The following is a 20,782-nucleotide window of genomic DNA, read 5'->3' on the forward strand; positions in this document are numbered from 1 at the left end:
CCCGGATGCGCCTCGGCGACATCCTGCGGGTAGGCGGCGTCGGGCTGCGTACCCGCCCGATGCGGGCGTTCCTCTCCGCGCTGGGCATCGCGATCGGCATCGCCGCGATGGTCTCCGTCGTCGGCATCTCCGCCTCGTCCCGGGCCGAGATCGACCGTACCCTTGCGGCGCTCGGCACCAACCTGCTCACGGTGGCTCCCGGCAACACCTTGTTCGGTGCTGACGCGAAACTGCCGGCCGATTCGGTGGCCATGATCGGCCGGGTCGGACCGGTCCAGCAGGTCGCCGCCACCGGCCTCGTCCCCGACACGTCGGTCTACCGCAATGACCGGATCCCCAGCGCCGAGACCGGTGGGATCGGCGTACGCGCGGCCGAGCTGGACCTGCTCGACACGGTCGGTGCGACGTTGGCCGGGGGAACCTGGCTCAACGCGGCCACCGAGCAGTACCCGGCGGTGGTGCTCGGTGCCGACGCCGCCGAGCGCCTCGGGATCGGCTCGGCCGGAGTAGACGTGCAGGTCCTTCTCGGCGGCAGGTGGTTCACCGTGGTCGGCGTTCTGGACCCGGTGCGGCTCGCCCCGGAGATCGACTCCTCGGCGCTGGTCGGCTGGCCGGCCGCGCAAACGTACCTCGGTTTCGACGGCCACCCGACCACGGTCTACGCCCGCAGCGCGGACTCGGCCGTGGAGTCGGTCCGGTCGGTGCTGGCCGCCACCGCCAACCCGGCGGCACCGCACGAGGTGAAGGTCTCCCGCCCGTCCGACGCGCTCGCCGCGCAGCAGGCCGCCGACGCGTCCTTCACCGGGTTGCTGCTCGGTATCGGCGCGGTGGCGCTGCTGGTCGGCGGGGTCGGGGTCGCCAACACCATGGTGATCTCGGTGCTGGAGCGGCGCGCCGAGATCGGGTTACGCCGCTCGCTCGGCGCCACCCGGGGCCAGGTGCGCACCCAGTTTCTCGCCGAGTCGCTGCTGCTGTCGGCGCTCGGCGGCACCGCCGGGGTGCTGCTGGGCATCGTGGTCACCACCGGGTACGCCCTCACTCAGGCCTGGCCGGCGGTGGTGCCGGCCTGGGTGAGCGGCGGCGGGATCGCGGCGACACTGCTGATCGGGGCGGTCGCCGGGCTCTACCCGGCGGTACGGGCCGCCCGCCTCGCCCCCACCGAGGCGCTGGCCGCCACCTGACGCGTCCTGGTGTCTCTGGTTGCTGACGCGTCCTGGGGTCTCTGGTTGCGCGCCGGGCGCCGGGTATCTCATCGGGGGACCCGGCGCCCGGCGCGTACTCCGGGCGGCGCAGCGCGTGGGCGATGTCGACCGCCCACGGCGGCACGTCGACGGTCACCCCAGGTTCCGTTCCCGTACGGCGATGAGCAGTCGGTCGACGGCGGCCCGGTCAGGCTGTTCCGGCAGCGTAGTGCGCGCCGCCGCGTCTTCGAGCTCGGCCAGCAGATTCGCCGCCCAGCGGGTGACCGCCGGCCACGGCAGCTCGCCCCGCCGGACCGCGAGCAGCCGGTCCCGCAACGGTCCCATGTCGACTAGGACCTCACCGGCACGCAGCACGTGTGCACCGGCGGTCAGCAGCCGGATCATGTGCATCGCCTGCTTGTGGTTGGTTTCACCGGTGCGTTCCCGGCGGGCCGCCACCCGGTCGAGCTGGTCGCGGGCATAACCGCCGTAGGTCTGGGCCAGCCGGGTCGACAGGAACGCCTGCCGGGCGGCCAGCAACTGCTCGCCGTCTTCGCGCAGCGTCTCGACCAGCGGTGACCAGAGCACCTCCAGGACGGTCGGATTACCTTGCAGGGCCAGGGTGCAGAAGCGTTCGAACTCCCAGGAGAACTGCTCCGGTGCCGGCCCGTCGAGATGGGTGGGCGGCTTGTCCAGCTGCCAGAACGCCCTGGTCGGAGCCACGTACACGCCGCGCCGGTCGTAGTCGGAGTCCGGCTCGTGCAGCCCGTACGCCCGGGATCCGACGACGACGGCGAGGACGGTGTGCCGCTCGACGAGCTCGTTCACGCCGGGCAGGGTACCGCTGTGCAGCCGAGCTGCAGGTAGATATAGCGGGTGCCGACCGGGCCGGGGCGGCTGTGGCCATCGGCCCGCCAGCCACGGGCGGCGTAGAACCGCTGGGCTCGAACGTTACGTCCCCACGCCTCCAGCACCCCGCCGGATCGACCGGTCCGCCGCAGGTACGTGACGAATGCGTCGTGCAGCAGCCCGCCGATCCCTCGACCCCAGCAGTCGGGGAGTACGTGGATCTGGTGCAGTTGGCCGATGTGGGCCGCGTCGACGTGACCGGCGGCGGTACGCGGCTCGCCATGATCACTTGACGTTCTGCTGGGCGACACGCCGACATTCTCCCAGCAGAGCATCAAGTGATCATGGGAGTGCGGGACGCCGGCACCGTCAGGCGAGGTCATCCGGCGTCTCCTCTGGTCAGTTGGCGAAGCTGAGGCCGCGTTCGGCCAGTGCGGTGGCGAGAATGCCGACGGCCTTCGGCCCGACTCCGTGCATGGCCAGCAGGTCGTCCCGACGGTAGGTGGCGACCTGGGCGAGGGTGGTGACGCCGGCTGCCAGCAGGGCACTGTTGGCCGGCCGCCCGATCGGCGGCAGGTCACCGATCTGAGCGGGCAGATCGCGGGTACTCATCAGCCCACCGTAATCCACTATCTCATTGCAGTTCGTCGAATGCTGCTGCGATGAGCGTGGCCGGGTCGATGCTGGCGGGCCGGTCGCTGACCTGTCCGTCGCCCACCTCGATGACTCGCCATTCGCCGTCGGCGCGCAGCGTCAGATCAGCCGTCACGAACGGCAGGCGCAGCGCGTCGATCAGTGGGGCGAGCCAGTCGAGGTCGATCCCGTCCGGCGGTTGATCGTGTGGGGTGTCCGGATGTGGTCCGACCAATGCACATCGACCGTGCACCCACCAGGTACGTACCTCCGCAGTGGTGAACTGCTCGAACTCGCGCAGCACGAATCCGCCGACGAAGTCGTCGTCCCGTAGCTGCTGGAAGCGGCTCGCGACCCTCCATGCGGCGTCACCGTCCTCGACGCTCGGGACGAAGGCTGCCTCGCTCCAGTAGTGCTTCATCGACTTCACGTAGTCGCGGATGACGGCAGGGCCGTCGCCGAGAGCGAGTCGGGCCTTGTCGAAGTCTGTTCGGGCCGCGCCCACGGTCCAGGCTGACTGCGGGGTCACCGTCGCCAGCGTGGGGTACCAACCAGGGAACTCGTGGGCCTGTCGGTACTGCTCGGCGGTGGTACGTAGCGTCACGCCCCGCGCGGCGAGCGCGTCGACGAACCGCGCGTATCGGTGAGCCTCCAGCATCCAGCCTCGGTAGATGGCCGTGCCGTCGCGAGGCACCGATGCCACTGCCCGTACGGCGTCTTTGCCCCTGGCCAGCTCGTCGTGGTCGACTACCGCGACGGCATAGCCGGCTTCCCGGGCGGCTCGGGCCTCCGGCGCGAAGTGCTCGTCCGGGCGGGTCGGCCGCAGCGGGTCGCCGGGCACGAGGAGCATCATGCGTCCGATGCTGCCCGACTCGACCGTGTCGCCTCCAGCGGTTATCGGCCACCGCGCGCCGTCGGCATGAGCGTCTCGGGGCGGCTGGAGCGCTTCGCCGATGTGAGGCTCAGATACCTTACGACGCGGTCGTAGCGTATCTCAGCCTCACATCGGCGTGGCTTTGCCGCCGTCGACTGCGAGCCACTGGCGGAGGGTGGAGAAGTCGGCGTCGGTGAGGCCGAGACGTGGGTCGACGCGGTGCAGCAGCGCCTTGCCTGGGTGGTGCGTGGAGACCCACTGCCGGTCCCGGTCGGTGATCTCGTCGTCGAGCCAGACGAAGGTGCGTCCGGCCGCCCACGTGGTGAGGAACGGCGTCTTCCAGTGCACGCCGCGCGAGGGCTCGTCGTCGGAGTCCGGCCACGGGACGACCGGCAGCTCCGGCAGGCCGAGCAGCGGCGCGACGACGTCGTTCGCCTCGGCCATCCACGTGGTCGCCCAGACGAGCTGGCAGTCGAGCGACAGCAGTCGGCGTCCGTCCTCTGGATCGAGTCGCTCCAGCAGCGGATTACCGATGGCCTCACCGTCAGCCGCAACGTGGGGCGAAGGTGAGCGGCCGGTGGCACGGGCGGCGAAGGGAATCAGTACTCCGTCGACGTCGAGGAAGACGTACGGGCGGCCGGCAGGCGCGGGCGTCTGTCGTCGGAGAGGTAGGCCGGTGGGGTCAGCGGCTGGACACAGTGGTGAGGAACGCCGTCCAAGCTCCGGTGGGGAAGAGCAGCGCCGGGCCGTGCGGGTCCTTGGAGTCCCGTACGCCGATCGTGCCGCCGGCCAGCGTGGCCACCTCGACGCAGGAGCCGCCGTTGTCGCCGCTGCGGCTGCTCTTGCGCCACCGGACGTGCGGCAGGTCCGTGGCGTGCTCGACGTGGCTCATGTCAGCTCCTTCACCAGCTCGGCGATCGTCTTGTGTCGACTGTGCCGGGTCTCGTGCCTCTGCTCGTAGGTAGTCGAACTTCAGCGTATAGTCCCGGATCTCCTCCGGCTTCTCCAGGTACAGGGCGCCGGTCAGGCTCTCGACGAAGATGCAGAGGCGTGGAACTTCAACGAGCCGTTGTTCTGCGGCGTACGCGGCCCGGACGGTGAGGTGTGCGCGGAGGTCCGCTACCACCCGGGGTTCCACCGGGCGGCCGGGCTGGGCGGGTTGTGCTGGGGCGACGGCGACGGCGACGCCGACAACGCCGGCACCGGCGACGCTGACGGCACACTGACGTGACCGGCACCCCGGTCACACCGCCGTACCCGAGGGTTGCGCCGTGCCGGCACTGCTGCCGGCCGGTGTTGCGCGACAACGACGGCGTCTGGATTCACGCCGACCTATCGTACGTCTGCCGCGACCGCTGGGGCGGGATCACCGCCACCACCGCCGCACCCGAACCGCCCGCCTGGTACATCGAGCAGCATGGGACCGTGCGGCGGTCAGAGTAGCCAGCCCGGGGTGGACCAGGCCGGCCACGTACGCGACGAGGATCAACTGGCGGCAGCCTTGGATCGAGCAGACTCCCAACACGCCGATGCGATCGGTGATCCTGCTCCGGGCACGGTTGTTGGTAGTGTCGGCGGCATGGCCATGAGCATCTCGATCACCCTTGACGACGATCTCGGCGAGGAGCTTGTCGCCGCCGTCGCTGGTGGCAACAGGTCGGCTCTGGTCGCTCAGGCGATCCGCGAATACCTCGATCGCCGTGCCGTCGACGCCGCTGCTGCCTGGCACGCCTCCCTCACCGGCGAGGATGCTGCGGCGTTCGCGGAATTCAACGCCGCGTGGTAGCCACAGCAGGCGTGCCCGTACGGGGTGACGTGGTCGACTACACCCTTGGTAGCCGACGGATCCGAGTGCTGGTGGTGAGCGCCGACGTCTATACCCGTAGGTACCCAGTGATCGTGTTGATCCACGATCGCGCTGACGGAGACGTGCCCGGCATCCTCCTACCGCTGCCCAACGACCTGGCCGGTGGCGGCACGATCGATCTGTCCCGGGTCCGATTCGCCGACCCCGAAGCGATCGGTCACCGGCATGGCCGGATCACTCCCGCGCTCGCTGCCAAGGTCGATCAGGGGCTTCGTCGCCTTCTTGGCTTGTAACGGGCGCGCTCTGGTCAGCAGCGCGGCGGGTCAGAAGCGCGGCGGGTCAGGGTAGCCAGCCGGGGCGGACCAGACCGGCCTCGTACGCGAACACGACCAGCTGGGCGCGGTCCCGGGCACCGAGCTTCACCATCGCCCGCGACACGTGGGTTTTCGCCGTCGCTGGGCTGACCACCAGCCGGGCGGCGATCTCGTCGTTGGACAGTCCGGTGCCGACCAGCGCCACCACCTCCCGCTCCCGCTCGGTCAGCTCGGCCAACCGCCGGGGCGCGGCCGGAGTGGCCGTCCGGGCGGCGAACTGCTCGATCACCCGCCTGGTCACGCTCGGCGACAGCAGCCCGTCCCCGGCGGCCACCACCCGTACCCCCTGGATCAGCTCGGCCGGCTGCGTGTTCTTCACCAGGAACCCGGCCGCCCCGGCGCGCAGCGCCTCGCCGACGTACTCGTCCAGCTCGAACGTGGTCAGCACGATGATCCGTACCTGGGACAGCCGCGGGTCGGCGGCGATCTGCCGGGTCGCGGTCAGCCCGTCCACCCCGGGCATCCGGATGTCCATCAGGACCACGTCCGGCCGGGTCTGCCCGGCCAGCCGGACCGCCTGCGCGCCGTCGCCGGCCTCACCGACGACCTCGATGTCCGGCTCGGCGGCCAGCAGCGCCCGGAACCCGGCCCGGACCAGCACCTGATCGTCGACCAGCAGCACCCGGATCACGTCGCCGTCTCCTCAGCCTGCGACTCGGTGGGCAGCGGCAGGCGGGCCCGTACCCGCCAACCGCCGCCACCGTCCGGTGCCGGACCGGCGGTCAACTCGCCGCCCAGCGCGGCGGCCCGCTCCCGCATCCCGGTGATGCCGTTGCCGGCCGGAGCAGGCGCCACCAGCGCAGCCGGTCCCGGCGCACCAGCGCCGTCGTCGTCGATCCGCAGCACCACCGCATCCTGCCGGTAGCCGATGGTGACGGTGGCGGCGGCACCCGGCCCGGCATGCCGCCGCACGTTGGTCAACGCCTCCTGCACGATCCGGTACGCCGCCCGGTCCACGGCGGCAGGCAACGGCCGGGCCGTACCGTCGATCACCGTCCGGGTCGCCACCGCCGCGTCGTCGGTCAGCTCGCCGAGCCGGTCCAACCCCGGTGCCGGGGCGCGCGGCGCGGCCTCACCGCGCGGGTAGAGCGTGTCGAGCACGGTCCGGACCTCACGCAACGCCTCCGCGCTGGACTGCGCGATCGCCTCCAGCGCCGCGCGGGCCTGTTCCGGGTCGCGGTCCATCAGGTGCAGACCGACCCCGGCACGTACGTTGATCAGCGACAGGTGATGCCCGAGTACGTCGTGCAGTTCGGCGGCGATCCGCAGCCGTTGCTCGCTGGCCCGGCGGCGCTGTCGCTCCTCGGAGAGCCGGCGCTGCTCCGCGACGCCCTCGCGGACCCGGTCGGCGACCAGGGTGCCGATCTCGGTGACCAGCCCGGCGGCGACGATCAGCCCCAACGCCAGCACCGCCTGCCGCAGCGTCGCCCCGGTGACCAGCGCCCAGATGCCGTACGCGGTCGTCGTCGCCGCCCCGACCAGCCAGCGGTGCCCGGCGGCCCGCGCCGCCGACGCGGCGATCATCGGCGCCAGCAGGGTCACCCCGGCCGGCTGGTCGAGCAGGTGGTACGCCAGGGTCGCGGCGACCACGATCAGGAAGTTGCGCCGAGGCGACCGGTGCCGGTCGGCCAGCGCCAGCCCGCTGAACACCAGCAGCGCGTACCCGATGATCCCGACGTTGCCCGACTGCCAGCTGGCGGCGATCGCGGTGCCGACCGGCTGCCCGATCGCGGTCAGCACCGCCAGACCGGGCCCGCGTCGCGACCCCGTCGGGCCGGCATTCACTGCCGCCGACTGCCCGTCCGGCGCGGCCGGGCCAGGGTCGGTGTCGGGCTGCGACCGGCTCATGCCCGCACTGTAAGCCGGCCCGCGGCGACTGCGGCAGCCCCGACGGCGGCAGGCCGGCGTACGCCCGGGGGAGTAGGCCGGCCATCGCGCTACCGCGTCGGGCGCAGTAGCGGTGCCGACGCCGCGCCGACGCGCTGCCCCGGCCTTCGCCGACAAGCTGTGGGCACCAGGTAATCCAGTGAGGAGAATCAGCGATGAAGGCGATCCTGCAGCACCGGTACGGCGCACCCGACGTCCTGCGGTTGCGCGACGTCGACACCCCGACCCCCGGCGACGACGAGGTGCTGGTCCGGGTGCACGCCAGCTCGGTCAACGCCTACGACTGGCACGCGATGCGCGGTGACCCGTACCTGGCCCGGTTGTCGTTCGGGCTGCGGCGGCCCCGCGCGGCCGTGCGCGGACAGGACTTCGCCGGCCGGGTCGAGGCGGTGGGCGCGGCGGTGACCCGGTTCGGCCCCGGTGACGAGGTGTACGGCGAGGCCGGCCCTGACGGTGGCGCGTTCGCCGAGTACCTGTGCGTGGCCGAGAACCTGGTCGAGGCGAAACCGGCGAACCTGAGTTTCGCGCAGGCGGCGGCGATCCCGCTGGCCGCCACCACCGCCCTGGTCTGCCTGCGCGATGCCGCCGCTCTGCGGGCCGGGCAGCACGTCCTGATCAACGGGGCGTCCGGCGGGGTCGGCACCTTCGCGGTGCAGCTGGCCAAGGAGTACGGCGCGCTGGTGACCGCAGTGTGCCGGACCCGCAACGTCGCTCTGGTCCGGTCACTCGGTGCCGACCACGTCGTCGACTACACCCGGGAGGACTTCGCGCGTACCGATGCCGTCCGGGCCGGCCGTCGCTACGACGTGCTGCTCGACCTGGTCGGCAACCGCTCGTTGGCCGACTGCCGGCGGGTCCTGACTCGGGACGGGACGCTGCTGCTGTCCGGCGGCGGCGTGTCCACCGGCGGCAGCGTCTTCGGCCCGATGGGTCTGCTGCTGCGAGGGCCGCTGGTGGGGCGGTTCGTCCGGCAGCGCATCGTCGCGCCGTCGGCGACGGCGGGCCGTGGGCACCTGGCGGCGCTGCGGGAGCTGGTCGAGGCGGGCAAGTTGACCCCGGTCGTCGACCGGACGTTCCGGTTGAGCGAGGTGCCGGACGCGATCCGGTACGTCGAGACCGAGCACGCCCGAGCCAAGGTGGTGATCACCGTTTGACGGTGGAGGGGCCAGCGACGATCGACGGTCCGGTCTATCCTCGGTGGATGGTGACGGGGGCGGGTGATGACTAGTCGGATGAGTGAGCTGCTGGCCGAGGCCGAGCGGGCCGGGCAGGTCGACGGGCTGCACGCGGTCGTGGTGGTCCGTCGTGGCCAGGTGCTGTGGGAGCACTACGGCACCGGCGAGGACTTCTCCTGGGAGCACTCCCTGGGGCAGGTCGTCTTCGGCCCGGCGACGCTGCACGACCTACGCTCGGTCACCAAGAGCGTGACCGCCCTGCTGTACGGCATCGCCCTCGGCGACGGGCTCGTCCCGGACCCGGCGCAGCCGCTGCTGCGGCAGTTTCCCGAATATCCCGACCTGGTGGCCGACCCACAGCGGGCCCGGCTGACCGTCGGGCACGCGCTGACCATGTCGCTGGGGCTGGATTGGCGCGAGGACGTCCCGTACGACAGCCCGGACAACGCTGAGATCGCCATGGATCTGGCCCCGGACCGCTACCGGTACGTCCTGGAGCGGCCGATCGTTGAGCCACCCGGCGAGCGTTGGTCCTACTGCGGTGGTGCCACCGCGCTGCTCGGCAAGCTGATCGCCGACGGCACCGGGCAGGCGTTGGAGGCGTACGGCTGGGCGAAGCTGTTCGCGCCGCTCGGCGTCGAGCAGTTCCGCTGGATGGTCGGCGACGACGGGGTGGTCTCGCCCGCGTCCGGGCTGCGGCTCACCCCGCGTGACCTGGCCCGCATCGGCGAGCTGGTGCTGGCCGGCGGGGTCTGGGCCGGCCGTCAGCTGGTGCCGGCCAGCTGGATCAGCGAGATGCTCGAGCCGCGCCTGCCGACCGGGCAGACTGCGGAGTACGGCTACCACTGGTATCTGCAGACCGTCGCCGGTCACCGGACGGCGTCGGCGATGGGCAACGGCGGCCAGCGCCTGACCGTACTGCCCGACCTGGACACGGTCTTCGTGGTGACCGCCGGCAACTACGACGACCCCGAGCAGTGGCGTACCCCGGTCGCGGTGCTGGAGCAGGTCATCCTGGCCGCGCTCGACGTCACCTAGCTACCCGCCGCGAGCCGAACACCAGGTACCTGTCGGCGGGAAGATGAGGTATCTGGTGTTCGGCTCGTCAGGGCTGGGTGCGGCGTTCGTCGATCGCCTGCCGGACATCCTGTACGACTTGCCCACTTCTGCGCAGTACGTGGTCCGCGGTGAAGCGCAACACCAGCCAGCCGGCGGCCCGCAGCGCGTTGTAGCGGTGCACGTCCCGGCGGAAAGTGGCCCTACCCCGATGATGGTCACCCTCATACTCGAGGGCGATCCGCCACTGCGGGTAGGCGAGGTCGACGCGGCCGATGAAGCGTCCCTGCGGATCCGCGACCTTGTGCTGCGGCACCGGTCGGGGCAGGCCGGCGTCGTGCAGCAGCAGTCGCAGCCGGCTCTCCATCGGCGACTCGGCCAACGGCTCGACCAGGCCGACCAGCTCACGTAGTTGCCTGCCGCCGGGCCAGCGCGGATGGCTGTCAAGGTAGCGGGCGAGTGCCTCGGTGCGCAGCAGCCGGCGGTGCAGCAGCGCGTCGACAGCAGCGACCGCGTCTGAGCGTGGCAACGTGCGTCCCAGGTCGAAGGCGGTGCGGACCTCCGTGGTCACCGGCACCGCGTTGAGCAGAACGGCGTCGTCGACGGCCAGCGTCGAGTTGGTGACGGCGATGCGTGGGTGCCGCCGGATCCGACCGGTCCGGGGCAGTACGACATGGACCGGGCTGCGCCGGGGAAGCAGGTCGACTCCCCAGAGGTACGCGGCGCTGAGCCCGCAGACCGCCGCGCCGGCCGGCAGTTTCAGCGCCACCGCGTCGCACCACATCCGATGGTCGTCCGGATCGAACGCCGCGGCGTGCACATAGACATCGGGCAGCAGCCGACACCACGCCGGCCCGGTCAGCATCCGCCTGCTGATCAGGCCGGCGGCGACGGCGCGGCTACCGGAGAAGGGGAGGAAGCTCAGCTGGTTCGGGACACTGGCGGCGCGGGACACCGGCATAGCGTGCCCAGCGGGCGACCACTGTCGCTGCCCTGGCCGGCCGGACGGTCACCCATCCGACACGTTTCGTCCGCAGATCAGCCCGTACCACCCGGAGCGCCTCGTGCGGGGACCAGTTCACGACCCCTTCGGGTGCCAGACGGTCTTGGTCTCCAGGAAGGTTGTCATCCGGCGGGTGCCCGGGTCGGCCGTCCAGTCGACCGATCCGACGGCCGGGCGCAGCACCCGTTTGAGGTTGCCGGCAGCGGCCTGCTCCAACTCGACGGCCAACTGCGGATCGGCCACCCCGGTCAGGTCGAGCGCGTCGACGTCCAGATGCGACGCCAGCCACGGCGCGGTCTCGGTGATCGTGCCGGTCAACACGTTGACCACCCCGCCGGGCAGGTCACTGGTGGCCAGCACCTCGGCCAGGGTGACCGCCGCCAACGGGCGGGTCGGCGAGGCCAGCACCACCGCCGTGTTGCCGCTGACGATCACCGGGGCGACGACGCTGACCACGCCGAGCAGCGACGGCTCGGCCGGCGCGACGACCCCGGCCACTCCGGTCGGCTCCGGCGTCGACAGGTTGAAGTACGGCCCGGCGACCGGGTTGACGCCGCCGTACACCTGGGGGAGCTTGTCGGACCAGCCGGCGTACCAGACCCAGCGGTCGATCGCCGCGTCGACCTCGCCGGCCGGCTCGCCTAGCGCGACGAACTGCTCGCGTCGGCCCTCCAGCATCTCGGCGACCCGGTAGAGAATCTGACCCCGGTTGTACGCGGTCGCGCCCGACCAGCCTTTCACCGCCGCCCGGGCGGCGACCACGGCGTCGCGGAGGTCCTTGCGGGAGGCGAGCGCCACGTTGGAGTCCTGCACCTGGTACGTCCGTCCCGACTCGCTGCGCGGAAACTTCCCGCCGATGAACAGCTTGTACGTCTTGCGCACGGCCACCCGCGCCGGTCCGGCGGCGGCCACGGCAGCACTGTCAGACATCGAGGTACGCCTCCAGCCCGTGCCGGCCGCCCTCGCGGCCGTAGCCCGACTCCTGGTAGCCGCCGAACGGCGACGTCGGGTCGAACTTGTTGAACGTGTTCGCCCACACCACCCCGGCGCGCAGCCGGTCGGCGGCCCACAGGATCCGGGAACCCTTCTCCGACCAGATGCCGGCGGACAGCCCGTACGGTGTGTTGTTGGCCTTGGCGATGGCCTCATCCGGGGTGCGGAAGGTCAGCACGGACAGCACCGGGCCGAAGATCTCCTCGCGGGCGATCCGGTGCGCCTGGCTGACCCCGGTGAACAGGGTCGGCGCGAACCAGAAGCCCTGCTCGGGCAGGTCACACGGCGGCGACCAGGCCTGTGCGCCCTCGTCGGTGCCGGCGGCGGCCAGGGTACGGATCCGGTCCAGCTGGGCGGCCGAGTTGATCGCCCCGACGTCGGTGTTCTTGTCCAGCGGGTCGCCGACGCGCAGCCGGGCCATCCGCCGCTTCAACGACTCCAGTAGCGGCTCGGCGATCGATTCCTGGACCAGCAGCCGGGAACCGGCGCAGCAGACGTGGCCCTGGTTGAAGAAGATGCCGTTGACGATGCCTTCGACGGCCTGGTCGATCGGGGCGTCGTCGAAGACGATGTTGGCGGCCTTGCCGCCCAGCTCCAGGGTGAGCTTCTTGCGGCTGCCGGCGACCGTACGGGCGATCTGCCGGCCGACGTCGGTGGATCCGGTGAAGGCGACCTTGTCGACGTCGGGGTGGCCGACGACGGCCTGCCCGGTGGCGCCGGCGCCGGTGACGATGTTGACCACACCGGGTGGCAGGTCGGCCTGCTGGCAGATCTCGGCGAACAGCAGCGCGGTCAGCGGGGTCGTCTCGGCCGGTTTGAGCACCACGGTGTTGCCGGCGGCCAGCGCCGGGGCGATCTTCCAGGCCAGCATCAGCAGCGGGAAGTTCCACGGGATGACCTGGCCGGCGACGCCGAGCGGGCGCGGGTCCGGGCCGAAACCGGCGTACGGCAGCTTGTCGGCCCAGCCGGCGTAGTAGAAGAAGTGCGCCGACGCCAGCGGCAGGTCGACGTCACGGGACTCGCGGATCGGTTTGCCGTTGTCCAGCGACTCGAGCACGGCCAGCTCGCGGCTGCGTTCGGCGAGCGCCCGGGCGATCCGGAACAGGTACTTGGCCCGGTCGCGGCCGGGCATCGGACCCCAGACCCGCTGGTACGCCGTACGCGCGGCGGCCACCGCCCGGTCGACGTCGCCGGGGCCGGCCTCGGCGACCTCGGCGAGGACCTCCTCGGTGGCCGGGTTGACGGTCTTGCGGGCCCCGCCGTCGGTCGGGTCGACGAACTCGCCGTCGATGAACAGGCCGTACGAGTCGCGGATGGTGACGACCGAGCGGGACTCGGGTGCCGGTGCGTAGTCGAACACGCTGATCAGTCCAGGGTGACGTAGTCGGGACCGGAGTAGACCCCGGTGTGCAGCTTCGACCGCTGCATCAGCAGGTCGTTGAGCAGGGTGGAAGCGCCGAACCGGAACAGGTCGGGGGTGAGCCACTCGTCGCCGGCGGTCTCGTTGACCAGCACCAGGTACTTGATCGCGTCCTTGGTGGTGCGGATGCCGCCGGCCGGCTTGACGCCGATCCGCCGCCCGGTGGCGGCGTAGAAGTCCCGTACCGCCTCCAGCATGATCAGGGTGACGGGCAGGGTCGCGGCGACCGGCACCTTGCCGGTGGAGGTCTTGATGAAGTCGCCGCCGGCCAGCATCGCCAGCCAGGAGGCGCGGCGCACGTTGTCGTAGGTGGCCAGCTCCCCGGTCTCCAGGATGACCTTGAGATGGGCGTCGCCGCAGGCCTGCTTGACCGCGACGATCTCGGCGTACACCTGCTCGTAGCGGCCGGCGAGGAACGCCCCCCGGTTGATCACCATGTCGATCTCGTCGGCGCCGGCGGCGACTGCCGCCCGGGTGTCGGCCAGCTTCACCTCCAGCGGCGCCTGCCCGGACGGGAAGGCGGTGGCCACGCTGGCCAGGTGCACGCCGGAGCCGGTGAGCGCCTCGGCGGCGGTCGGCACCATCGACGGGTAGACGCAGACCGCGGCGACCGGTGGGCAGTCCGGGTCGGTCGGGTCGGGGCGGCGGGCCTTGGCGCACAACGCGCGTACCTTGCCGGGGGTGTCGGCGCCTTCGAGGGTGGTCAGATCGACCATCCGGACGGCCAGGTCGATCGCCCACGCCTTGGCCGTCGTCTTGATCGACCGGGTGCCGAGCGTCGCGGCCCGCTGCCGCGCGCCGACCTCATCGACGCCGGGCAGCCCGTGCAGGAAGCTACGCAGGGTTGCCGCGTTCCGCCCCACCTCGGCCAGATCGTGGCGCGCGGGTGCCGGGGTGCTCACCGCTGCCATGCCGCGAGTCCTGTCATGCCCGCGAGTCTACGTCGCCAGCGAGTTCACGATCTTGGCCGTCGGCTGATCGGACGAGCAGACTTAACGGCGCTGTTGGCCTACCGTTACATCATGTTGGCCCCGGTGACCCACCGTGCCTGACGTGCGAGCAGTGCACTTCACCGACACGTACCTGCCCCGCCGCGACGGGGTGGTCACCTCGCTGCGGACTCTCGCGGCGGCGTCGGCCGCCGCCGGGCATCCCGGCCTGATCGTGGTGCCCCGGCACCCGGACCAGCCGACCGAGGCGGACGTGCTGCGGCTACGTGCGCTGCCCTGCGGAGTCGCCGACCTGCGGTTGTCGCCGTGGCTGCTGCGCGGCGCCGCCGCCACCGGCACCATCGCCGAGATCGCCGCCCACGCCCCGGACGTGGTGCACGTGCACACCCCCGGACCGGTCGGGCTGCTCGGCGTCCTCACCGCCCGCCGGCTCGGTCTGCCGCTGGTCCAGACCTACCACACCGACCTGCACGCGTACGCCGACGCGTACCGGGTGCCGGCCCGTGCGCTCAGCGCCGGCGTCCGGCTGTACGCCCGCCGGCTCGGCGTACCCCGCCCGGCGGCGGCACCGGCCGGCCACGCCCGTGACCACCGGCCGATGGCCAGCGGCGCCGTCGCCCGCCGCCGGGCCGCCATGGACGCCACCAACACCCTGCTGCTCGGCGGCGCCGACGCGGTGGTGGTGCCGACCCGGGCGGTGCTGGACCGAATCCACCTGCCGGTGCCCGCCGACCGGGTGCACCTGGTGCCGACCGGGGTCGCGGCCCGCCGCACCACCGCCGACGAGATCAACGCCTTCCGGTACGGCCACGGCATCACGCCCAGCGACCGGGTGGTCCTCTACGTGGGTCGGATCAACCGGGAGAAGGGCATCGACCTGCTGATCACCGCGTTCGAGCGGGTGCTGGTCGGCTGCCCGACCGCCCGGCTGGTGCTGGTCGGTGCCCTGTACGAGCCGCGCTGGCTGGCCGCGCTGCTGCGCACCATCGACCCTCGGGTGGCTGCCCGGATCACCCTCACCGGCCAGCAGGGTCCGGAGGTGGTGGCTGCGGCGTACGGGGCCGCCGAGGTGTTCGCGTTCGCCTCGCAGACCGACACCCAGGCATTGGTCCTGCAGGAAGCCGGCCTGGCCGGGGTGCCGGTGGTACTTGTCGACCGGGCGTTGCACGCGCACGGCGCGCTTGCCGGCGCCGCACTGCGCACCGAGCCGCAGCCGGGTGCGCTGGCCGGCGGGGTGCTGCGGCTGCTGCTCGACCCGGACACGGCCCGCCGGCAGGCGGCCGCGGCGGCGGCCCGCTGCGCCGAACACACCCCGGCCCGCTACGCCGAGGCGATCCGTGAGGTGTATGCGTCGGCCGCCGGGCTGGCGAGTAGGTTCAACGACCGTGGACGTACTCGTCGTTGATCAGTCGTCAACCATGACTGAGGGGCACCTAACTGGATGATCATCCGGTCGGACAGACGTATGACCCTCGCGTCCTGCTGGCTGGGATCCCGGCCGATCACCCGAGGTCAATGCCGTAGCGATCCACTTACGGTGAGATCTTCAAACGGGGACTCCACTGCCGGAGGCGCATCACCGATGATGCTCGAACGACTGTCCACACCGATTATCGCCGCCGCCGCGCTCGCGGCTGGCGTCGCGGCACACGCCGCGATCTCCCGCACCCGCAGCCGCGCCGTGGCACGCGCGTACGCGGATGGGTTCATGGACCGGCACCGCCTTGACCGGCACCGCCTTGGCCGGCCCGTCGTCCGATCTGGAGACTGAGCCGGGGCGGGGGGCGGGGGTGGGGCTGAACCCCTCATCGAGGACCCCCCCCCCGGCTCAATGTCAACTTTAGATCACTAGCAGTTACGTTGGGCCGGTGTGTGCAGGAGCTGCACCACAGTGCCGGGCGAGCGCCGCTGCGGCGGCCCGACCAGTGGAGAACGGGCCGAGCCGGTCTGACTCGTCCAGCCGTGCGGCTGTCCACCCGCCGAGCAGCCGCCCCGGCTCCGACCACAGGTACCCGAGCAGCACGCCGTCGCACGCCGCCACCCACCTGGTGGCCCGTTGGTCGACGGGCGCGTACCGCAGCCCTGGATGGGACATCACGGTGTCCAGCGCGGCAGCCGCCAGCATCTCAGCCTCGGCCTCGTCGACCGCCGTAGCGGCCGCGGTCAGCTTTTCCAACGCCTGGACCCGGTCCATGATGGTCACCTCTCGCCCCGTATCGGCAGATCGTCGTACACGTACGTCACCCGGCGGGCATCCGACACCACCTGCAACGCCTCCAGCGGCCGGCCGGTGACGTCTCGCGTCGTGCGCCACAGCTCAAGCACCCAGCCCACCGCCGCCAAGCCCAGGTCCGATTGCTCGGCCAACGCAGCAGGCCGCGCCGACAGCTCCTCGCTCGCGGTCGCCGGCCGCATGCCGGCAGCGGCCAACGCGGCGTACACGCCGCCGACCACCTTGCCCTGCCCGGCGAGCGCCGTGCCCGCCACCAGGTCACGCGGCATCCACGACTCATGCAGCTGGACGACACGGCCGTCCATCAAGTGGCGACGGCGGCGCAGCACCATTGAGGCGCCGGCAGGCAGAGCCAGCCGCGCGGCTACGCCGGGTGGTGCAGGTATGGCCTCCTCGACCGATACGACTTCCACCGACCCGTCGATGCCCTGGTCGGCGCAGGCGGTCTCCCACGGGCCGAGGTTCGCCCGAGTGCGGGCGGGGTCGGCGACGGCTGCGTACCGCGCCAGCGCCAGCCGCACCGGTGGCGCCGCGACTCGCGTTCCTGCGGCCCGGGCCGACTCGAGTACGCCGGCGGCGCGCAGTTCGGCCAGTGCCCGACGCACCGTCTCCCGTGACACGCCGTACCGCTCTGCCAGGGCGTGCTCGGTCGGGATCTGGGCGCCGGGCGCGTACTCGCCCGCCGCGATCGCCTCGCGGAGGTCCGCTGCGATCTCCCGATAGCCCGCCATGTGGCCCAGTTTAGGCGTACGCAAAGCCTTGACGTCGCGTCGTTACTGCGGTCACACTCAGTCCAACGCTTTGCGTACGCAAAGATGGGCGGGCCGCTCAGCCGCCCAGCCGGCCCGGTCCTGATCGGCATCCAGCGCGCGGATCCGCGGGGCCGGGCCACCCCGGATCGGCGGCGGTCCGGCCGGGTTCCCCCGTGCTCGCCGGGCCGCCGCCCCGCTGACTCGAGGAGCGCGAAGATGATCGGGAAGTGGTTCCTCCGCGACGCAGGCGTGGTCGACGTCGTCCGTCCGGTGCCCGGCCGCCGCCGGTGGGTCGACCAGCCCGCCCGGCCGACCGACACCCGGCCTGCGACCCGCACCGACCGTGCCGACCAGCGCGGCGGCAACGGCGGCCGCACCATCCTGCCGTGACCGGCACGTCCAGACCGGCCGCCCCGGCCGTCGAGCCGGCACACACCCCGCACCGGCCGACGTGGGACTGCGTCGTGTGCCCGGACGGTACGCCCTGGCCGTGTTCGCCGGCCCGCGTCCAGCTGGCGGAGGCGTACGCCAGCGAACCGCTCGCGCTGTCGGTCGACATCGGCGAGATGCTGACCGTCGCGGCTCGCGAGGCGGGTATCACCGACCCTGCCGAGCTGCACGAGCGGTTCGTGGCGTGGACCTGGATCGACGGGAGTCCAACGCGGTGACCGCGATGGACGACGGGCCGATCACCGATCAGGACATCGACGACGCGGCGGCCGGCGCCGTGCACGCACACGCCGCCGGCCACCGCTGTCACACCGACTGCCCCGGCACCGAGGACTGCCCGCAGCTGGTGTGGGCCCGTACCCGCCGGGCCATCGCCAAGTACCGCCTGGTGCGGCGATCCATATGACCGGGCCGATGGACGACGCCACGGCGGCGCGAATACTGGCCATCCACCACGGCCCGCCACCACCGGTCTGGCCACGATGCCCGGAGTGCGAGCCCGAGGGGTGCCCCGACCTGATCCGCGCGGTGCAGTGGCGCGCGGACCGACGGGATGAGCTGGACGATGCCGGCGTGGCCGACCATCCGCTGCTGTCGTGGCGGTGGCCACGCCGGACCACCCTGCTCTCAAGGCCATGGCGGTGCACCGTGCCGTCACGGCCGTGATCGTCGTCCGGGTCTACGGTCGGAGCGGGCAGCTGCTCTGCCTGGACGTGACCGCCGCCGCGCCGGGGGTGTGGCTGCGCGCCCAGACCGGTGAGCCGTGGTGGCCGGCGCGCTGGCGTGTCGTGGTGGAGTGGGCCTAGCCACGAGCATGCGGCGGTGCACCCGAGTCTCATCCCCGTAACGGTGGGTGTCGCCTGCCCGACGGTCCGATGGCGTGCTGCGGCCGCCGCTGGCACCGTGATCGCGCCCGCCCGTACCCCGACGGCCCCGCCCCGGCCGGCGACGGCGGGGCCCCACGAGAACCGAGGAGACGACGTGCGTAACAGAATGTTGGTGGCCGCGATCGTGGCGGCCGCCGTCACCGCTCTGGGCTGCGGTGCCGGCTCTGACGAGGACGCGGCCACGCCGGCCCCGACGTCGGCACCGGCGGACGACAGCCTTGCCTCCGCCGCTGCGGCCGCCGGGATCCCGCCTACCCCATCGCCTGAAGATTGGGCTGCCTACATCAGCGCGCTGAAGGACATCAACCCGGACATCGTCGGAGACAAGGACGAGAAGACGATCATCGACCGTGGCCGGAGCCAGTGCCAGTCAATCGGCAACGGCGAGGCAGACGAGGCAAAGCTCGTCCAGCTCACGAACTTGCGATTTTCGGCGCCGGGGTATCCGGACGGGTTCGGGGAGGAGACCGCCACCCAGATCCTGGCTGTGGTGCGGCAGTACATCTGTCCAGACTTCTGAGACATGGCGGAGCGGCCCCGCACCGGACTCGGTGCGGGGCCGCTGCTGTGTACGGAGGTCAGCGTCCAGGCGGGACCTCGTGTCGGGGTGCGGACGCCAGCCACGGCGCGTACCGCCGCATCCAGGCGTCGACGCCGGGGATGGCCATGACTCGGGTGATGGCGCCGGTGACCGCGACGACGCCGGCGACGGCCGGCACGGTGTCGATTCCGGCCTCGGTCGCGGCGAGCGGGATCAGCGGCAGCGCGGCGATCGCCGCGGCGACGGCCGTCCGGAGGGTGGCCCGCCACGGGTGGCGGGACTGGGTGGTGACAGGACTGGCCATGGTCATCGCTCCTCGTCGGTCGCGTCGACGGCCGCGCGGACAAGGCAGTCCTTCGCCTCGACCGCCCGGCGAATCGCGGTGGTCAGCTCCGGACCGTCCGGGAGGTCCGCGACGAGGTCGAGCACCGCGCTGCCGATGCGGGCAGATACGGCGGCCAGCGGTGGCGGCAGGTGCGACCAGGCAAGGTGCCGGGCGATCTGGACGGTCGACCGGTGTCGGCCGGTCAGCGCGGCCTCGATGCCGGCGCGGGTGCCGGCCGCCGCCTGCAGCGGATCGGCTGGATCGGTCGGGGTCTGTGGCACGAGGGTCTCCTATCTTTCACCGGCTCTATGCCGGCGATGGGCGGGCAAGGTGCAACTGTGCGGTCAGGTCCTCGACCTGGCCGCGCAGCTGCAGGATCGTGGCGTCGCGGGCGGCCAGGACCTCACGAAGCCGGTCCCGGTCGCCTTGGGTCCGGCGTAGCTCGTCGGCCAGGCCCGCCTCAGCGGTCGCCAGTTGCGCCAGCCGTGACTCCAGGTCGGTCACCCGCTGGCGAAGCCTCTCCTCTTCAGCACTGGTGAGCCGCAACGCCTCACGCAGGTCGGTGATCTGGCTCCGGGCCCGGTCCAGCGCGTCTCGCAGGTCACTTGTCAGCTGCTGGTAGACGTCCTGGCTGATCCGGGTCGTCTCGGCCTGCAGGTGCTTCGCCTGGGCGGCGGCGTGCTGGGCCTGGGCCTGGCGGAGCCGGCGGCCGACCATTGCGCCGGCGGCCGGCCCGCCGACCGCGGCGCCGAGCACCGCCGCGCCGGCGCCGACCAGCGCGGTGAGTAGGCCTGGGTCCATCAGTTGGTGGCGAGCAGCGCCCGGCCGAGCGCGGCGGCGCGCTCCTCGCCGAGGACCGCGACCAGGGCGGTCGCCGCTTCCTCCGGTGGCCGGGCGGCGAGCCCGGTCAGCACCCCGGCGATGATGGCGTCCTCGTCGACCCAGTCCCGGCCGAGCGCCTCCCGCACCTCCACCCGCAGGGTTGCGACGTCACGAACCGCTCTCGCGGCATCAGCGGCGGCACCACGGGCCGCCGTGTGCAGCGCCGGCCCATCCTTGGGGTAAATCCAGCCGTTGACCGCGATAGCGATCCTGCGGAGGTCTTCCTCACTGATCACGTCATCTCCTTCGACGATTTGCTTCGCCCTGGCCACGATCGCCGGCTTCTGGGCAACGATCGCCGGCCCCGGGCATTGGCTGTGTCCCCAGTCGTATCCGTTCTCGGCGCCCATGCTGTGGTGGCCGAGACCGCGGCCGTCAGGGGACGACGCGATCTGCAGCCGCACACCGTGCTCGGTGTGGGCACGGGCCAACAGCTGGGCGTTCGACTCCAGTTGCGGCGGGGTCAGCGGGTCCGGCAGGAAGCCTTCGTTCTCGATGCTGAGCCAGGTG

General features: G+C 72.1%; 29 protein-coding genes and 1 pseudogene. 12 read left to right on the forward strand and 18 right to left on the reverse strand.

Going from position 1 to position 20,782, the window contains the following annotated elements; genetic code table 11:
• Positions 1–5 precede the first annotated feature (5 nt).
• The gene (locus O7629_RS33340) at positions 6–1,181 is read left to right on the forward strand and encodes an ABC transporter permease (protein ID WP_278174816.1); all 1,176 of its coding nucleotides are present in this window, start codon (positions 6–8) and stop codon (positions 1,179–1,181) included.
• A gap of 153 nt (positions 1,182–1,334) precedes the next feature.
• On the opposite strand, the gene O7629_RS33345 is transcribed toward O7629_RS33340, so the two are convergent.
• From O7629_RS33345 to O7629_RS33370, 6 genes are all read right to left on the reverse strand, one after another.
• The gene (locus O7629_RS33345) at positions 1,335–2,009 is read right to left on the reverse strand and encodes a nucleotidyltransferase domain-containing protein (RefSeq protein WP_278174346.1); all 675 of its coding nucleotides are present in this window, start codon (positions 2,007–2,009) and stop codon (positions 1,335–1,337) included.
• Positions 2,006–2,413 (reverse strand): GNAT family N-acetyltransferase, encoded by a 408-nt coding sequence (locus tag O7629_RS33350; RefSeq protein ID WP_278174347.1) that lies wholly within the window; start codon positions 2,411–2,413, stop codon positions 2,006–2,008. Before O7629_RS33350 ends, O7629_RS33345 begins: the two co-directional genes overlap by 4 nt.
• A gap of 16 nt (positions 2,414–2,429) precedes the next feature.
• Entirely contained in the window at positions 2,430–2,642 is a 213-nt protein-coding gene (locus tag O7629_RS33355) for a DNA-binding protein (RefSeq protein WP_278174348.1), read from the reverse strand.
• Between the two features lie 22 nt (positions 2,643–2,664).
• A complete protein-coding gene (locus O7629_RS33360) occupies positions 2,665–3,516 on the reverse strand; it encodes an ATP-grasp domain-containing protein (protein ID WP_278174349.1) in 852 nt (283 codons plus the stop codon).
• 147 nt (positions 3,517–3,663) lie between these two features.
• Positions 3,664–4,140 carry a hypothetical protein gene (locus tag O7629_RS33365; RefSeq protein WP_278174817.1) on the reverse strand — a complete coding sequence of 159 codons (477 nt, stop codon included), beginning with the start codon at positions 4,138–4,140 and terminating at the stop codon, positions 3,664–3,666.
• A 79-nt stretch (positions 4,141–4,219) separates the two neighbouring features.
• Complete coding sequence (locus O7629_RS33370) at positions 4,220–4,429, reverse strand: DUF397 domain-containing protein (protein WP_278174350.1); 210 nt, start codon at positions 4,427–4,429, stop codon at positions 4,220–4,222.
• Between the two features lie 210 nt (positions 4,430–4,639).
• Between O7629_RS33370 and O7629_RS33375 the strand changes: the two genes are divergently transcribed.
• From O7629_RS33375 to O7629_RS33385, 3 genes are all read left to right on the forward strand, one after another.
• Positions 4,640–4,768, forward strand: a complete 129-nt coding sequence (locus O7629_RS33375) for a hypothetical protein (protein ID WP_278174351.1) — start codon at positions 4,640–4,642, stop codon at positions 4,766–4,768.
• A gap of 222 nt (positions 4,769–4,990) precedes the next feature.
• The gene (locus O7629_RS33380) at positions 4,991–5,323 is read left to right on the forward strand and encodes a ribbon-helix-helix domain-containing protein (protein WP_278174352.1); all 333 of its coding nucleotides are present in this window, start codon (positions 4,991–4,993) and stop codon (positions 5,321–5,323) included.
• Positions 5,324–5,352: 29 nt separating this feature from the next.
• A complete protein-coding gene (locus O7629_RS33385) occupies positions 5,353–5,637 on the forward strand; it encodes a type II toxin-antitoxin system PemK/MazF family toxin (protein ID WP_278174353.1) in 285 nt (94 codons plus the stop codon).
• Positions 5,638–5,683: 46 nt separating this feature from the next.
• Here O7629_RS33385 and O7629_RS33390 read toward each other — a convergent pair whose 3' ends face one another.
• Both O7629_RS33390 and O7629_RS33395 read right to left on the reverse strand, forming a co-directional pair.
• Positions 5,684–6,349: a response regulator transcription factor gene (locus O7629_RS33390; protein ID WP_278174354.1), complete on the reverse strand. Its 666-nt coding sequence runs from the start codon at positions 6,347–6,349 to the stop codon at positions 5,684–5,686.
• On the reverse strand, positions 6,346–7,566 hold the full coding sequence (locus O7629_RS33395; protein ID WP_278174355.1) for a sensor histidine kinase: 1,221 nt from the start codon (positions 7,564–7,566) through the stop codon (positions 6,346–6,348). Before O7629_RS33395 ends, O7629_RS33390 begins: the two co-directional genes overlap by 4 nt.
• A 194-nt stretch (positions 7,567–7,760) precedes the next feature.
• Here O7629_RS33395 and O7629_RS33400 point away from each other — a divergent pair, with 194 nt between their 5' ends.
• Together O7629_RS33400 and O7629_RS33405 are read left to right on the forward strand one after the other, a co-directional pair.
• Positions 7,761–8,759: an NAD(P)-dependent alcohol dehydrogenase gene (locus O7629_RS33400; RefSeq protein ID WP_278174356.1), complete on the forward strand. Its 999-nt coding sequence runs from the start codon at positions 7,761–7,763 to the stop codon at positions 8,757–8,759.
• A gap of 66 nt (positions 8,760–8,825) precedes the next feature.
• Positions 8,826–9,818 (forward strand): serine hydrolase, encoded by a 993-nt coding sequence (locus tag O7629_RS33405; RefSeq protein WP_347403711.1) that lies wholly within the window; start codon positions 8,826–8,828, stop codon positions 9,816–9,818.
• Between the two features lie 67 nt (positions 9,819–9,885).
• On the opposite strand, the gene O7629_RS33410 is transcribed toward O7629_RS33405, so the two are convergent.
• The 4 genes from O7629_RS33410 to deoC form a co-directional block, all read right to left on the reverse strand.
• A complete protein-coding gene (locus O7629_RS33410; RefSeq protein ID WP_278174358.1) occupies positions 9,886–10,791 on the reverse strand; it encodes a DUF559 domain-containing protein in 906 nt (301 codons plus the stop codon).
• A 123-nt stretch (positions 10,792–10,914) separates the two neighbouring features.
• Positions 10,915–11,769: an aldehyde dehydrogenase family protein gene (locus tag O7629_RS33415; RefSeq protein ID WP_278174359.1), complete on the reverse strand. Its 855-nt coding sequence runs from the start codon at positions 11,767–11,769 to the stop codon at positions 10,915–10,917.
• Positions 11,762–13,192, reverse strand: coding sequence for an aldehyde dehydrogenase family protein (locus O7629_RS33420; protein WP_278166974.1), 1,431 nt, complete (start codon positions 13,190–13,192; stop codon positions 11,762–11,764). Before O7629_RS33420 ends, O7629_RS33415 begins: the two co-directional genes overlap by 8 nt.
• Positions 13,193–13,197: 5 nt before the next feature.
• Entirely contained in the window at positions 13,198–14,163 is a 966-nt protein-coding gene (deoC, locus tag O7629_RS33425; protein ID WP_278166973.1) for a deoxyribose-phosphate aldolase, read from the reverse strand.
• A gap of 142 nt (positions 14,164–14,305) precedes the next feature.
• On the opposite strand from deoC, the gene O7629_RS33430 reads away from it, so the two are divergent.
• Positions 14,306–15,607: a glycosyltransferase gene (locus O7629_RS33430; RefSeq protein WP_278166972.1), complete on the forward strand. Its 1,302-nt coding sequence runs from the start codon at positions 14,306–14,308 to the stop codon at positions 15,605–15,607.
• A 450-nt stretch (positions 15,608–16,057) separates the two neighbouring features.
• On the opposite strand, the gene O7629_RS33435 is transcribed toward O7629_RS33430, so the two are convergent.
• Positions 16,058–16,396 carry a hypothetical protein gene (locus O7629_RS33435; protein ID WP_278166971.1) on the reverse strand — a complete coding sequence of 113 codons (339 nt, stop codon included), beginning with the start codon at positions 16,394–16,396 and terminating at the stop codon, positions 16,058–16,060.
• A 5-nt stretch (positions 16,397–16,401) separates the two neighbouring features.
• The gene (locus O7629_RS33440; RefSeq protein ID WP_278166970.1) at positions 16,402–17,166 is read right to left on the reverse strand and encodes a GntR family transcriptional regulator; all 765 of its coding nucleotides are present in this window, start codon (positions 17,164–17,166) and stop codon (positions 16,402–16,404) included.
• Between the two features lie 237 nt (positions 17,167–17,403).
• Between O7629_RS33440 and O7629_RS33445 the strand changes: the two genes are divergently transcribed.
• The 5 genes from O7629_RS33445 to O7629_RS33465 all read left to right on the forward strand — a co-directional run bounded on the left by O7629_RS33445 (position 17,404) and on the right by O7629_RS33465 (position 19,044).
• A complete protein-coding gene (locus O7629_RS33445; RefSeq protein WP_278166968.1) occupies positions 17,404–17,577 on the forward strand; it encodes a hypothetical protein in 174 nt (57 codons plus the stop codon).
• Positions 17,574–17,855: a hypothetical protein gene (locus O7629_RS33450; RefSeq protein WP_278166967.1), complete on the forward strand. Its 282-nt coding sequence runs from the start codon at positions 17,574–17,576 to the stop codon at positions 17,853–17,855. The genes O7629_RS33445 and O7629_RS33450 overlap by 4 nt, the downstream gene beginning before the upstream one ends.
• Entirely contained in the window at positions 17,852–18,043 is a 192-nt protein-coding gene (locus O7629_RS33455; protein WP_278166965.1) for a hypothetical protein, read from the forward strand. The genes O7629_RS33450 and O7629_RS33455 overlap by 4 nt, the downstream gene beginning before the upstream one ends.
• Before the next feature lie 190 nt (positions 18,044–18,233).
• Positions 18,234–18,443: a hypothetical protein gene (locus tag O7629_RS33460; RefSeq protein ID WP_278166964.1), complete on the forward strand. Its 210-nt coding sequence runs from the start codon at positions 18,234–18,236 to the stop codon at positions 18,441–18,443.
• Between the two features lie 175 nt (positions 18,444–18,618).
• Positions 18,619–19,044 carry a hypothetical protein gene (locus tag O7629_RS33465; RefSeq protein WP_278166963.1) on the forward strand — a complete coding sequence of 142 codons (426 nt, stop codon included), beginning with the start codon at positions 18,619–18,621 and terminating at the stop codon, positions 19,042–19,044.
• Between the two features lie 58 nt (positions 19,045–19,102).
• On the opposite strand, the gene O7629_RS33470 is transcribed toward O7629_RS33465, so the two are convergent.
• The 4 genes and pseudogenes from O7629_RS33470 to O7629_RS33485 all read right to left on the reverse strand — a co-directional run.
• On the reverse strand, positions 19,103–19,369 hold the full coding sequence (locus O7629_RS33470) for a hypothetical protein (RefSeq protein WP_278127510.1): 267 nt from the start codon (positions 19,367–19,369) through the stop codon (positions 19,103–19,105).
• Between the two features lie 2 nt (positions 19,370–19,371).
• A complete protein-coding gene (locus tag O7629_RS33475; RefSeq protein ID WP_278127511.1) occupies positions 19,372–19,671 on the reverse strand; it encodes a hypothetical protein in 300 nt (99 codons plus the stop codon).
• A gap of 25 nt (positions 19,672–19,696) precedes the next feature.
• Complete coding sequence (locus O7629_RS33480; RefSeq protein WP_278127512.1) at positions 19,697–20,191, reverse strand: hypothetical protein; 495 nt, start codon at positions 20,189–20,191, stop codon at positions 19,697–19,699.
• Positions 20,191–20,782 (reverse strand): annotated as a pseudogene (locus tag O7629_RS33485) (hypothetical protein); the annotation flags it as partial. The pseudogene O7629_RS33485 and the gene O7629_RS33480, both read right to left, overlap by 1 nt.

It is taken from the genome of Solwaraspora sp. WMMD792, assembly GCF_029626105.1.
Taxonomy (GTDB): domain Bacteria; phylum Actinomycetota; class Actinomycetes; order Mycobacteriales; family Micromonosporaceae; genus Micromonospora_E.